Source organism: Aquincola tertiaricarbonis, from assembly GCF_023573145.1.
Taxonomy (GTDB): Bacteria; Pseudomonadota; Gammaproteobacteria; order Burkholderiales; family Burkholderiaceae_C; genus Aquincola; species Aquincola tertiaricarbonis_B.
The window spans coordinates 3,152,662-3,166,121 of the sequence record NZ_CP097636.1 but is presented as its reverse complement, the minus strand read 5'-3'; the positions used below and the strand labels follow the sequence as shown (position 1 = coordinate 3,166,121).

At 70.3% G+C, this 13,460-nt stretch carries 11 protein-coding genes; 10 read left to right on the top strand and 1 reads right to left on the bottom strand.

Annotated elements, in window-relative coordinates:
- Positions 1-3: 3 nt before the first annotated feature.
- Positions 4-606, top strand: coding sequence for a PEP-CTERM sorting domain-containing protein (locus tag MW290_RS28970; RefSeq protein WP_250197814.1), 603 nt, complete (start codon positions 4-6; stop codon positions 604-606).
- 268 nt (positions 607-874) lie between these two features.
- Here the strand turns inward: MW290_RS28970 and MW290_RS28965 are convergent, their stop codons facing one another.
- Positions 875-2,278 carry a HipA domain-containing protein gene (locus tag MW290_RS28965; RefSeq protein ID WP_250197813.1) on the bottom strand — a complete coding sequence of 468 codons (1,404 nt, stop codon included), beginning with the start codon at positions 2,276-2,278 and terminating at the stop codon, positions 875-877.
- A 302-nt stretch (positions 2,279-2,580) separates the two neighbouring features.
- Between MW290_RS28965 and mraZ the strand changes: the two genes are divergently transcribed.
- The 9 genes from mraZ to ftsW are packed head-to-tail and all read left to right on the top strand — an operon-like array spanning position 2,581 to position 13,384.
- Complete coding sequence (gene mraZ, locus MW290_RS28960) at positions 2,581-3,012, top strand: division/cell wall cluster transcriptional repressor MraZ (protein WP_250200127.1); 432 nt, start codon at positions 2,581-2,583, stop codon at positions 3,010-3,012.
- Positions 3,012-3,989, top strand: coding sequence for a 16S rRNA (cytosine(1402)-N(4))-methyltransferase RsmH (gene rsmH / locus MW290_RS28955; protein ID WP_250197812.1), 978 nt, complete (start codon positions 3,012-3,014; stop codon positions 3,987-3,989). The genes mraZ and rsmH overlap by 1 nt, the downstream gene beginning before the upstream one ends.
- Complete coding sequence (gene ftsL, locus MW290_RS28950; RefSeq protein WP_250197811.1) at positions 3,986-4,306, top strand: cell division protein FtsL; 321 nt, start codon at positions 3,986-3,988, stop codon at positions 4,304-4,306. Before rsmH ends, ftsL begins: the two co-directional genes overlap by 4 nt.
- A 41-nt stretch (positions 4,307-4,347) precedes the next feature.
- Complete coding sequence (locus tag MW290_RS28945; protein WP_250200126.1) at positions 4,348-6,144, top strand: peptidoglycan D,D-transpeptidase FtsI family protein; 1,797 nt, start codon at positions 4,348-4,350, stop codon at positions 6,142-6,144.
- The gene (locus MW290_RS28940) at positions 6,145-7,710 is read left to right on the top strand and encodes a UDP-N-acetylmuramoyl-L-alanyl-D-glutamate--2,6-diaminopimelate ligase (protein WP_250197810.1); all 1,566 of its coding nucleotides are present in this window, start codon (positions 6,145-6,147) and stop codon (positions 7,708-7,710) included.
- Complete coding sequence (locus MW290_RS28935; protein ID WP_250197809.1) at positions 7,707-9,104, top strand: UDP-N-acetylmuramoyl-tripeptide--D-alanyl-D-alanine ligase; 1,398 nt, start codon at positions 7,707-7,709, stop codon at positions 9,102-9,104. The genes MW290_RS28940 and MW290_RS28935 overlap by 4 nt, the downstream gene beginning before the upstream one ends.
- Positions 9,094-10,272, top strand: coding sequence for a phospho-N-acetylmuramoyl-pentapeptide-transferase (gene mraY, locus MW290_RS28930; protein WP_250197808.1), 1,179 nt, complete (start codon positions 9,094-9,096; stop codon positions 10,270-10,272). The genes MW290_RS28935 and mraY overlap by 11 nt, the downstream gene beginning before the upstream one ends.
- A gap of 2 nt (positions 10,273-10,274) precedes the next feature.
- Positions 10,275-12,098: a Mur ligase family protein gene (locus tag MW290_RS28925; RefSeq protein ID WP_250197807.1), complete on the top strand. Its 1,824-nt coding sequence runs from the start codon at positions 10,275-10,277 to the stop codon at positions 12,096-12,098.
- Complete coding sequence (gene ftsW / locus MW290_RS28920) at positions 12,098-13,384, top strand: putative lipid II flippase FtsW (RefSeq protein ID WP_250197806.1); 1,287 nt, start codon at positions 12,098-12,100, stop codon at positions 13,382-13,384. The genes MW290_RS28925 and ftsW overlap by 1 nt, the downstream gene beginning before the upstream one ends.
- Positions 13,385-13,460: the final 76 nt, after the last annotated feature.

Here is a 13,460-nt window from a genome sequence, read left to right as displayed (position 1 = left end):
GGCATGGACAAGCGATACATCGACCTCTTGCCGGGCTGCAGCCGCGGCCTGCTGGCCGCCGCCGTGTGCGCGGCCGGGCTGGGGATGGCGCAGCCCGCGGCGGCGCTGTCGTTGATCGAGCTGACGGGACCCGGCGGCCACCTGGAGGGCCTGCCTGGCCAGACGGTCGGCTGGGGCTTCCGGCTGCAGGCCCAGCCGCTGGAATGGCTGAGCTTCATCGGATCGGCCCTGGTGGCCGAAACCGCGCCGGCCACCGGCAGCTACCTCGACCTCATCGGCCTGGCCGGTGGCCCCGCCGGCGGCGTGCTGCCGGCGGGCAGCACGGTGTGGCAGATGCCGTACGACGGCCTGAGCCAGGGCCTGGGCCAGTACACGCTGGCGCCCACGGCGGTGCCCGGCACGCTGAACCAGGCCACGCTGCGCGTGCTGTTCGAGCGCTACTCCGACAACCCCTTCACCTGCGGCAGCTGCTTCATCGATGTCGGCCAGGCCGACCTGGCCGTCTCGGTGCGGGTGCTCACGCCGCCGGTGCCCGAGCCGGGCACGCTGGCCTTGTGGCTGGGTGGCGCGGGCGTGCTGGTGTGGGCGCGCAGGCGGGTGCGCTGACCCATCGCGCCCAGCATTTGCCCGACGGCGCCGCGGTGCTAGCCGCCTTGCCTGGCGCCGTGCAGCAGCCTCTCCTCGCGCGACATGAACCACTCGTCGTTGGTTCAGGCCTGGTGGCCGAAGAGGGAGGAGAGGGTGGTCAGGGGCATGGTGTCTACCGGGTCATGGCTCAAACAGGCTGCGCATGCAGCCGCAAGCCAAGGGCATGCGCCACCTTGAGCACGGTGGCAAAGCTCGGATGTGTCAATCCGGAGTTCCGGGACGCGTTTCACCGCCCCCGCCGCCCTGCCACCGCCCTTGCAGGCAGCTCTCCCACCGCCGGCAGCAGCGGCGCCACGAAGGCCCGCGCCACTTCCAGATTGACGGCGGCCAGCTGCCGCATCTCGGCCGACAGCGGCGCCGGCAGTGCCTCGGTCTGCGCGGCCTGCCAGAAGCGCTCCGCGGCCTGCCAGGCGCGGCCCCAGACGTCAGGGCGGGCGCCGATGGTGCCCACCTTGGGCGTGATGGGCAGCAGCGCCGGGTCCACGCCGCCGCCCAGCGAGGCATAGCGCATCGGCAGGATGTCGTAGGCCGGGGCCAGGCCGGCGTAGTCGCCGTCCTCGCCGATCAGCAGCGCGATGTTCTCGAAGTGGCGGTCGTTGTTGCCGATCAGCTCGCTGAAGGCGGCCAGCGTGTCGATGTGGCGCGCCTGTTCCGGCCTCAGGGTGCGCGCCTGTTCGCAGCGGGCCGCGAACTCGGACCAGGTGTCGCGCCGGCCGAAGAATTCATCGTCCACAGCGCCGGCCGACAGCAGGCCGATGCGGCCATGCCGGCCCACCCGATCGAAGCGCTGCACTTCCAGGAACACGTGGTCTTGCGTGGCCAGCAGCTCAGTGGCCGAGGCCGGCACGCCCGCGCGCGCCAGTTCGCGCAGCGCCAGGTGTTCCAGCGGCAGCAGCTCGGCCATGCGGCTGCCGCGCCGCGCGAACTTGACGATGACGTGGCCCCGGCCTTCCACCAGCGCCAGGAATTTGGGCTGGTCGCCGCCCAGGCCCGCGCCCTGGGCGCCGATGGTGGCTGCGGTGGCCAGGGCCGCGTAGTGCTCGGCGCGCTGGTTTACCGGCGTGGGCGGCACGCTGCGCCAGTCCATGTCCAGTTGCAGCGAGAGGTCGCCGAATACCAGGTTGCCCGCCAGGTTGAAGCCGCGCGTCAGCAGCCAGGCCGCGCGGTGGTCGTCGTGCCAGTCGGCCAGGCTGGCCGGAAAGCGCTGTTCGCGTGCGGCCGCCACCGCCACCTCGCGCCCCAGGTAGCCGGCAGGCGCCGCCAGGCGCAGGTAGGGCGGCAGGCCCGGATACAGCACGCTGGCGGTGTCCCGGCGCTCCAGCGTGCCGCCGCCGTGCAGGAATTCCAGGTCGGCAAAGGGCTCGATGCTGCCGCTGCGCAGCACCCGGTACACGCGCTGCCGCGGCTGCAGGCCCAGCGGCAGCTCGCGCAGCAGCGCGTAACGGGGTGTGCGGTCGCCCTTGATGCGGAAGGTGGTGACTGCCGCGTGCAGCCGCTGAATAGTTCGTGAAAGCGTCGGTTGGCTGATGCCCAGCCGCTCCATCAGCTGGGCCGCCGTCATCACGCCGTTGCGCAGCAGGCGTTGCAGCGCTTGTGAATGATCAGTGACGGTGCCCGTGATGCCGGCCATGAATCTATCGGTGAATAGTTTGCGCGATACTATCGTGAAAACGGTGACACCTGCCGCCGCCGTCGCGTGCAGCGCGACGGAGGGGGGTGATACCAGCGCCCCACATTGCTGCAGCTCACCCATCACTTTCACTGCCCCCCGCAAGTCCTTATTTTTGAAGCTATTTTTGCAGCCCCTTACTTCGCGATGCGGCTGTAAGTAGTTGATTTCATTGATTTTTCTGACGCGTCGCGTTGACCCAACCCGGTGCGTCGGCTACAGTGGGGGATAGTGGTGATTTGTGGGGGAAATGGGTGACTTTCGTGTTTCAGGGTGGGTCCGCGTTGACGCTGGACGGGAAGGGGCGGATGACCGTCCCGGCTCGCCATCGCGACGTGCTGACCGCCCTGGCGCAGGACAAGCTCACGATCACCAAGCACCCCAACCACTGCCTGCTGATCTTTCCGAGGCCCGCCTGGGAGCACTTTCGCGAAGAGATCATGGGCATGAAGACCAACGGCGACCTGTTTCGCCGGCTCTTCGTCGGCAGCGCCGTGGATGTCGAGATCGACAGCGGCTCGCGCGTGCTCATCTCCCCCGAGCTGCGCGCCTGGGCCGGCCTGGACAAGGACGTGATGCTGCTGGGCACCGGTCACCGCTTCGAGCTGTGGGACGTGCAGCGCCTGGCCGCCTACGAGGAAGAGCAGCTGTCCAAGGGCGACGTGGCGCAAGCCTTCATGGACCTGGGCCTGTGATGAGCGCCCCGCAGCCCACCGCCGCCTTCTCCCACGTCAGCGTGATGCTGAACGAGGCCGTCGAAGGCTGGTTCAGCCGCGCCGACGGCATCTACGTGGACGGCACCTTCGGCCGCGGCGGCCACTCGCGCGAGCTGCTGCGGCGGCTGTCGCCGCACGGGCGGCTGATCGCCTTCGACAAGGACCCCGCCGCCATCGCCGCTGCCCAGGATGAGTCAGCGACGACGCGGGTTTCAGACCCGCGTTTCTCCATCTTCCACGCCAGCTTCCGCGACATGCGCGAGCGCCTGGCGAGCGTGGGCGTGCAGCAGGTGGACGGCATCCTGCTCGACCTGGGCGTGTCTTCCCCGCAGATCGACGACCCTCAGCGCGGCTTCAGCTTCCGCTTCGACGGCCCGCTGGACATGCGCATGGACACGACGCGCGGCGAAAGCGCCGCGGATTTCCTGGCTCGCGCCGACGAGCGCCAGATCGCACAGGTGGTGAAGGACTATGGCGAAGAACGGTTTGCTGTGCAGATTGCAAAGGCGCTTGTGGCTCGGCGCGCAAGCGGGGACCCGGTGCGAACCACTGGCCAGCTGGCCGAGGTCGTGGCTCGTGCGGTCAAGACCCGTGAGCCGGGCCAGAACCCTGCCACGCGCACATTTCAGGCTCTTCGGATTTTCGTCAACGCCGAGCTTGAAGAGCTCGAACAGGTCCTGAGCGATACGGTGGACCTGCTGGCCCCGGGCGGCCGGCTGGCGGTCATCAGCTTCCATTCGCTGGAAGACCGCATCGTCAAGACCTTCATCGCGCGCGAGAGCAAGCAGGTCTACGACCGCCGCGCGCCCTTTGCCGAACCGGCCCCCACGCGGCTGCTGTCGCTGGGGCGGGTGAAGCCGTCGGCCGAGGAAGTGGCCGCCAATGCGCGGTCGCGCTCGGCCATCCTGCGCGTGGCCGAACGCAAGTCGCCAGACCTGGAAGGACAGCCGTCGTGACGAGGCTCAACATCGTGCTGCTGGCCGCGCTGCTGGCCAGCTGCCTGTACCTGGTGAAGACCACGTACGACACGCGCCGGCTGTTCAACGAGATCGACCGCGCCAAGACGCTGCACGCCAAGCTGGAGATCGACTACAAGCGCCTGGAGGCCGAGCGCCAGGCGCAGGCCACCCACCTGCGCGTGGAGAAGGTGGCGCGCGACCGCCTGCAGATGCGCACCGCCACCGCGGCGCTGACGCAGTACGTCACCGACGGCAGCGCACCCGTGGTCGCTCCCGCCGCCTCGGCGCCGACCAGTCAGGCGGAGGTGCGCTGATGGGCCTGTTCAGCAAGAAGGCACCGTCCGGCGGCGCCCACATGACCAAGCGGCCCAAGGCGCCCAAGGACGGCGGTGACCGCCGCCGCGCCGCGGCCAGCGTGCGCAGCCTGTCGTATGCACAAAGCCCGCTGCTGGCGGCCAAGACGCCGCCCGGCCGCAGCAAGTTCATCGTGGCCCTGGTGGGCCTGGGCTTTTGCATGCTGGTGGGCCGCGCGGTGTACATCCAGGCCATCGGCACCGAGTTCTATCTGAGCGAAGGCGAGAAGCGCTACGCCCACACGCTGGAGCTGCGCGCCAGCCGCGGCCGCATCCTCGACCGCAACGGCCTGCTGCTGGCCACCAGCGTCTCGGTGCCGTCCATCTGGGCCATCCCGCGCGACGTCAAGGCCACGCCCGACCAGCGGCGTGAGCTGGCGCGCCTGCTGGAGATGCCGCCGTCCGAGCTGGACAAGAAGCTGGACGACGGCAGCCGCTTCGCCTGGCTCAAGCGCCAGGTGGACGACGAGCTGTGGAAGAAGATCCGCGCCCTCAAGATCGAAGGCGTGTACGAGGTCAACGAGTACCGCCGCAAGTACCCCGAGGGGGAGGCTGCGGCGCACCTGGTCGGCTTCACCAACCTGGAAGACGTGGGCCAGGAAGGCATCGAACTGGCCTTCGAGAGCGAGCTGAAGGGCCGCAACGGCTCGCGCGAGGTGGTCAAGGACCGCCTGGGCCGCGTGGTCGAGGACATGGGCCAGCAGGTGGACGCGGCCAACGGCCAGGACATCCAGCTGTCGGTCGATTCCAAGGTGCAGTTCTTCGCCTACCAGCGCATCCGCGACGCGGTGGCCGAGCACAAGGCCAAGGCCGGCAGCGTGGTGGTGCTGGACGCGCAGACCGGCGAGGTGCTGGCGCTGGCCAACTACCCCAGCTTCGACCCCGCCGACCGCCGCCGGCTCACCGGCGCGCAGCTGCGCAACCGCGCGCTGACCGACACCTTCGAGCCCGGCTCCACGATGAAACCGCTGGTGGTGTCGTGGGCGCTGCAGACCAAGCGTGTCACGCCCGACACGCCGATCAACGTGGCGCCGGGCCGCATCACCATCACCGGCAGCACCATCAGCGACTCGCACGCCTACGGCGTGCTGACGGTCAGCGAGGTGATCCAGAAGTCCAGCAACGTCGGCACCGTGAAGATGGCGATGCAGATGGACCGCAAGGAGATGTGGGACGTCTTCACCGCCGTCGGCCTGGGGCAAAAGCCCCAGCTGCGCTTTCCCGGCGCCGTGACCGGCCGCCTGCGCCCCTGGAAGACCTGGCGCCCTATCGAGCAGGCCACCATGAGCTACGGCTATGGCCTGTCGGCCTCGCTGTTCCAGCTGGCGCGGGCCTACACCGTGTTCGCGCGTGATGGCGACCTGGCGCCGGTGACCATGCTCAAGCAGGAGCATGCGGTGCAGGGCACGCAGGTGTTCACGCCCGAGGTGGCCCGCACCATGCGCGAGATGCTGCACAGCGTGTCGCTCAAGGGCGGCACCGCGCCGCAGGCGCAGGCAGTGGGCTACTCCGTGGGCGGCAAGACCGGCACCGCCCACAAGCAGGAGGGCCGCTCTTACTCCGGCAACAAGTACCGCGCGTGGTTCGTCGGCATCGCGCCCATCAGCAAGCCCCGCATCGTGGTGGCCGTGATGGTGGACGAACCCAGCAATGGCCAATATTTCGGCGGCACCGTGGCCGCGCCCGTGTTCAGCCAGGTGGTGCAGAACACGCTGCGCATGATGAACGTGCCGCCCGACATCGAGGTGCAGCCGCAGATCGTCACCCGTGACATCCCGGCCGCACAGGAAAGTTTCTAAGTGTCCCTGACCCGCCTCAAATCCCCCGACGCCGCGGCCCGCTGGCTGCGCGAGTGGGTGACCGGCACCTTGCGCGCCGACAGCCGCCAGGTGCAGCCCGGCGATGCCTTCATCGCCTGGCCCGGCTATGCCACCGACGGCCGGCAGTTCGCACGCTCGGCCCTGGTGGCCGGCGCCGCCACCTGCCTGGTCGAGCACGAGGGCGTGGAAGCCTTCGCGTTCGACAACGCCCGCATCGCCTCGCTGCCGCATCTCAAGGCCGCCACCGGCCCCATCGCCGACGCGTTCTTCGACCATCCCAGTGCGCAGATGGACGTCGTGGCCACCACCGGCACCAACGGCAAGACCTCCACCGCCTGGTGGACGGCGCAGGCCCTGGCCATGCTGGGCCGGCGCTGCGGCGTCATCGGCACGCTGGGCATCGGCGAGCCGCCGCTGCCGCTGCCCGCCACCGGCGACGGCCAGCGCAGCGATGCACAGGCCGGCAACATCACCTTCACCGGCCTGACCACGCCCGACCCGGTGACGCTGCACCGCGCGCTGCGCGACTTCCACACCGGCGGCGTGCATGCCTGCGCGATCGAGGCCTCGTCCATCGGCATCACCGAGCATCGGCTCAACGGCCTGCGCATCCGGGTGGCGCTGTTCACCAACTTCACCCAGGACCACCTCGACTACCACGGCTCGATGGAGGCCTACTGGGCCGCCAAGCGCGCGCTGTTCGACTGGCCGGGCCTGAAGTCCGCGGTCATCAACATCGATGATCCGCAGGGCCAGCAACTGGCGCGCGAGCCGCTGGCGGCCGAGCGCTGGACCGTCTCGGCGATGCAGACGGCGCGGCTGCGGGCGCAGAACATCGGCTACGCCGACGGCGGCCTGGCCTTCGAGGTGATCGAAGGCGACCGCGGCGCCGTGGTGCGCAGCACGCTGATCGGCGACTTCAACGTGCACAACCTGCTGGTGGTCATCGGCGGGCTGCGTGCGCTGGGTATCTCGTTGCACGACGCATGCAGCGTGGTGCCTTACTTCACCCCCGTGCCGGGCCGCATGCAACGGGTTCAAGTGGCCTCGCAAACCCCGCTGCCCGAGCTGGTGGTCGACTACGCCCACACGCCCGACGCGCTGGAAAAGGCGCTGCTGGCGCTGCGCCCCTTTGCGCAGGCGCGCGGCGGCCAGCTGCTGTGCGTGTTCGGCTGCGGTGGCAACCGCGACGCCACCAAGCGGCCGCAGATGGGCGCCATCGCGGCCCGGCTGGCGCAGCGCGTGCTGCTCACCAGCGACAACCCGCGCGGTGAAGACCCCGAGGCCATCCTGGCGCAGATCGCCGCCGGCATCGAGCGTGGCCATGTGGACGCCACCGTGATCGCCGACCGCCGCGCCGCCATCACCGAGGCGGTGAACAGCGCCGGCCCCAACGACGTGATCCTGCTGGCCGGCAAGGGCCATGAGGACTACCAGGAGATCCAGGGTGTGAAACATCCGTTCTCCGACGCGGCCGAGGCGATGGCGGCGCTGGCCGCGCGCCAGGCGCGCGACATCGCCGGCGGTGGAGGGCAGGGCGCATGAGCGGCACCCCCATGACCACCCTGGGCGAGCTGGCCAGCCTGCTGCCCGATGCGCAGCTGGTGGGCGATGCCGCCACGCCGGTGCACCGCGTGCACAGCGACACTCGCACGCTGCTGGCGGGCGACTTCTTCGTCGCGCTGCGCGGCGAGCGCTTCGACGCGCACGACTTCCTGCCGCAGGCGCGGCAGGCCGGCGCCGTGGCCGCGCTGGCCGAGCACGGCCTGCAGGCCGCCGGCCTGCCCGGGCTGCAGGTGCCCGACGTGCAGCGCGCGCTGGAATTCCTGGCCGCGGCCTGGCGCCGCAAGCACGACCTGCCGCTGATCGCCGTCACCGGCAGCAACGGCAAGACCACGGTCACGCAGATGATCGCGGCCATCCTGCGTGCCTGGCTGGGCGACGATGCGCTGGCCACCGAAGGCAACTACAACAACCACATCGGCGTGCCGCTGACCCTGCTGCGCCTGCGCCAGAACCCCCAGCGCTGGCACCGCGCCGGCGTGGTGGAACTGGGCATGAACCACCCGGGCGAGATCGCGCTGCTGGCGCGCATCGCCGCGCCCACGGTGGCGCTGGTCAACAACGCCCAGCGTGAGCACCAGGAATTCATGGCCACGGTGGAAGCCGTGGCGCGCGAGAACGGCAGCGCCATCGAGGCCCTGGGCCCCACCGGCGTGGCCGTGTTCCCGGCCGACGACGCCCATGCGCCGCTGTGGCTGGCGCTGGCCGGCAGCCGGCCGCACCTCACCTTCGCGCGCCAGGGCCACGCCGACGTCACCTGTGAAGCGCTGTGGATGGGCACGCACTGGGCCCTGACGCTGCACACCCCGGCCGGCCCCGCCAGCCTGACGCTGCCCGTGGCCGGCGAGCACAACGTGCGCAATGCGCTGGCCGCCGCTGCCTGTGCGCTGGCCGCCGGTGCGCCGCTGGACGCCATCGTGCAGGGGCTGCAGGGCTTTGCGCCGGTCAAGGGCCGCTCGCAGCTCAAGCAGGCGGTGCACCGCGGCCAGCCGCTGGTGCTGATCGACGACACCTACAACGCCAACCCCGACTCCATGCGCGCCGCCATCGACGTGCTGGCCACGCTGGCCGCGCCGCGTGCGCTGCTGATGGGCGACATGGGCGAGGTGGGCGACCGCGGTCCCGAGTTCCATGCCGAAGTGGGCGCCCATGCGCAGGCCCAGGGCATCGAGCTGCTGTGGGCCGCCGGTGCCGCCAGTGTGGAGGCGGCCAAGGCCCATGCCAACGCCCGCCACTTCGACACCGTGGACGCCATGATCGCCGCCCTGCCCGAGCTGCCTGCGCTGGGCGCGGTGGCTGTCAAGGGCTCGCGCTTCATGCGCATGGAACGGGTGGTCGCCGCCCTGCAGAACGCCGGAGGCGCCCATGCTGCTTAGCCTGGCCCAATGGCTGCAAGGCCTGTACCCCGAAGAACTGGGCTTCCTGCGGGTGTTCCAGTACCTCACCTTCCGGGCGGTGCTGGCCGCGATGACCTCGCTGCTGATCGGCCTGGCCTTCGGGCCATGGGTGATCCGCCGCCTGACCGCGCTGAAGATCGGCCAGCCGATCCGCGGCTACGGCATGCAGACGCACCTGGCCAAGAGCGGCACGCCCACCATGGGCGGCGTGCTCATCCTCATCGGCATCGGCGTGTCCACGCTGCTGTGGTTCGACTGGAGCAACCGCTTCGTCTGGATCGTGATGCTGGTGACCTTCGGCTTCGGCGCCATCGGCTGGGCCGACGACTGGCGCAAGGTGGTGCAGAAGAACCCCGAGGGCATGGCCTCGCGCGAGAAGTACTTCTGGCAGTCGCTCATCGGCCTGGTGGCCGCGGTGTACCTGGCCTTCAGCGTGTCCGAGACCTCCAACCTGCGGGTGCTGGAGCTGTTCCTGCAGTGGGTGCAAAGCGGCTTCAGCGACCTGCCGCCCAATGCCGACCTGATGGTTCCGTTCTTCAAGACGGTGAGCTATCCGCTGGGCCTGTGGGGCTTCATCATCCTCACCTACCTGGTCATCGTGGGCAGCAGCAATGCCGTCAACCTGACCGACGGGCTCGATGGCCTGGCCATCATGCCGGTGGTGCTGGTGGGCTCGGCGCTGGGCGTGTTCTCGTACGTGGTGGGCAGCTCGGTGTACTCCAAGTACCTGCTGTTCCCCTACATCCCCGGCTCGGGCGAGCTGATGATCTTCTGCGCCGCGATGGCGGGCGCGGGCCTGGCCTTCCTGTGGTTCAACGCCCACCCGGCGCAGGTGTTCATGGGCGACGTGGGCGCGCTGGCGCTGGGCGGCGCGCTGGGCACCATCGCCGTCATCACCCGGCAGGAAATCGTGCTGGCCATCATGGGCGGCGTGTTCGTGGCCGAGGCGCTGTCGGTCATGGCCCAGGTCACCTGGTTCAAGTACACCAAGAAGCGGTATGGCGAAGGCCGGCGCATCCTGAAGATGGCGCCGCTGCACCACCACTTCGAGAAGAGCGGCTGGCGCGAGACGCAGGTCGTCGTGCGCTTCTGGATCATCACCATGCTGCTGTGCCTGATCGGCCTGGCCAGCCTGAAGCTGCGTTGACCATGGACCACCTGAACAACCGCCACCTGCTGGTGCTGGGCCTGGGTGAATCCGGCCTGGCCATGGTGCGCTGGTGCGCTTCGCACGGCGCGCATGTGCGGGTGTGGGACTCGCGCGAGGCGCCGCCGCAGGCCGCCACGCTGCGCGCCGAGCTGCCGCAGGTGCAGCTGACCACCGGCCCGTTGGAAGCCGCCACCGCGCTGCAGGGCGTGGAACTGGTGCTCAAGAGCCCGGGCCTGTCGCCGCTGGACGAGCGCATCCGCCCGCTGCTGGAAGAAGCCCGCGCTGCGGGCATTCCGGTGCAGGGTGAGCTGGACCTGTTCGCCCGCGCGCTGGCCGAGCTGAAGCAAAGCCGCGGCTATGCGCCGCAGGTGCTGGCCATCACCGGCACCAACGGCAAGACGACCACCACCGCGCTCACCGCGCTGCTGGTGGAGCGCTGCGACAAGCGCGTGGCCGTGGCCGGCAACATCGGCCCGACGATGCTGGACACCCTGGCCGCCGCGCTGGCGCAGGAGCCTGAGCCTGAGCCGGCGGACGAGGCTGAAGCCGCACCCGCAGTGGCCGCCGAAGCAACCGTCGAAGTCGACACGCCGGCCGCCACCGCGGAGCCCGCTGCTGCCGACGTGGCCACCGCCGAAGACGACGCCCCGGCCGCCGAGGCCGAACGCGACGTGCAGGCCGAAGCCGCCCCGCTGCCCGACGACGCGCCGCTGGTGCTGGCCCCGCCGCCGCCGGCCGCCCCGGTGTTCCAGGTGCTGCCCGAGGTCTGGGTGCTGGAGCTGTCCAGCTTCCAGCTCGATGGCGTGCGCGGCTTCGAGCCCAGCGCGGCCGCCATCCTCAACCTCAGCCAGGACCACCTGGACTGGCACGGCGACATGCGCGCTTATGGCCAGGCCAAGGCCCGCATCTGGGGCGAGCAGGCGCTGCTGGTGGTCAACCGCGACGACCCGGCCGTCGAAGGCCTGGTGCCCGCGCCGCTGCCCGAGGTGAATGCCGCCACCGGCAAGCCCTTCAAGGCGGCCAAGGGCAAGCAGCCACGCACCGTGGCCCGCAAGGCCGTGCGCTTCGGCCTCGATGCCCCGCGCGAGCCCGGCGACTTCGGCCTGGTGACCGAGAACGGCATCGCCTGGCTGGTGCGTGCGCTGGAAGCCGACCCCACCGAAAAGCGCCGCAAGGGTGAAGCGCCCGAGATCCACCTGCAGCGGCTGATGCCGGCCGATGCGCTGCGCATCCGTGGCCGCCACAACGCCGCCAATGCGCTGGCCGCGCTGGCGCTGGCCTCGGCCATCGGCTGCCCGCTGGCGCCGATGCTGCACGGCCTGCGCGAGTACCGCGGCGAGCCGCACCGCGTGGAGTTCGTCGCCACCGTCCACGGCGTGGAAGCTTTCGACGACAGCAAGGGCACCAACGTGGGCGCCACCGTGGCCGCGCTGCTGGGCCTGGGGGCCGACAAGGCGCCCGGCAAGCTGGTGGCCATCCTGGGGGGCGACGGCAAGGGCCAGGACTTCCGGCCGCTGGCCGCGCCGCTGGCCCGCCATGGCCGCGCGGTGGCGCTGATCGGCCGTGATGCGCAGCGCATCGCCGATGCGCTGGCCGAAGAAGCCGAGCGCAGCGGCCTGCCGCTGGGCGAGCTGCCGCTGCGCCACCACGACACGCTGCCCCAGGCCGTGGCCTGGAGCTTCGAGCAGGCCCAGGCCGGCGATGCGGTGCTGCTCAGCCCCGCCTGCGCCAGCCTGGACATGTTCCGCAACTACGCCCACCGCGCCGAGGTCTTCGTGCAGGCGGTGCAGGCCCTGGCGGCCGAACACGGGGAGCACGTCTGATGGCTGCCGCCGACCACATGACTTCCACCCTGGGCGGCCTGCGCAGCCGGCTCGCGCAGCTGCGCCTGCCCTTCGGCCGCAAGCCCGAGGACGACGGCAGCCACCGCGTGCCGGTGCGCGACTGGGTGCCCAGCTCGTCGCGGCCCACCGCGGTGCAGGGCATCGACCAGGCGCTGATCTGGGTGGTGGTGGCCCTGCTGGCCCTGGGCCTGGTGATGGTGTATTCGGCCTCGGTGGCGCTGCCGGACAACCCGCGCTTTGCGCGTTATGCGTCCACGCACTTCCTCACCCGGCACATCATCTCCATCTTCCTGGCTTTCGTGGTGGCCGTGCTGGTGCTGCAGATTCCGCTCAGCGACTGGGAGAAGTGGGCGCCCTGGATCTTCGTGGCGGCCCTGGTGCTGCTGGTGGCGGTGCTGATTCCCGGCGTGGGCAAGGGCGTCAACGGTGCGCGGCGCTGGATTCCGCTGGGCATCATGAACTTCCAGCCCAGCGAGCTGGCCAAGCTGGGCATCGCGATGTACGCGGCCAGCTACATGGTGCGCAAGATGGATGCGCGGGAGAACTTCTTCCGCGCCGTCACGCCGATGGCGGTGGCGCTGGCCGTGGTGGGCATCCTGCTGCTGGCCGAGCCCGACATGGGCGCCTTCATGGTCATCGCCGCGGTGGCGCTGGGCATCCTGTTCCTGGGCGGCGTCAACGGCCGCATGTTCTTCCTCAGCGTGGCGGTGCTGGTGGGCGCCTTCGTGCTGATGATCGTGTTCAGCGAGTTCCGGCGCCAGCGCATCTTCGCCTACCTGGACCCCTGGAACCCCGACTATGCGCAGGGCAAGGCCTACCAGCTCACCCATTCGCTGATCGCCTTCGGCCGCGGCGAGCTGTTCGGCCAGGGGCTGGGCGGCAGCCTGGAAAAGCTGCACTACCTGCCCGAGGCTCACACCGACTTTTTGCTGGCGGTGGTGGGCGAAGAGCTGGGCCTGGTGGGCGTGCTGTGCGTGGTGGCCGCGTTCTTCTGGCTCACCCGCCGCATCTTCCACATCGGCCGCCAGGCCATCGCGCTGGACCGCGTGTTCGCCGGCCTGATGGTGCAGGGCATCGGCATCTGGATGGGCGGCCAGTCCTTCATCAACATGGGCGTGAACCTGGGCCTGCTGCCCACCAAGGGCCTGACGCTGCCGCTGATGAGCTATGGCGGCTCGGCCATCGTGATGAACCTGGTGGCGCTGGCCATCGTGCTGCGCACCGACATGGAAAACCGCGCACTGATGCGAGGGGGCCGACCATGAGTGCCGCCGCTCGGCCGCTCCGGAGGCGGCACTCCGTCCCTCTCGGAGGGATCCCGCGCAGCGGGAGGGTGCTCCA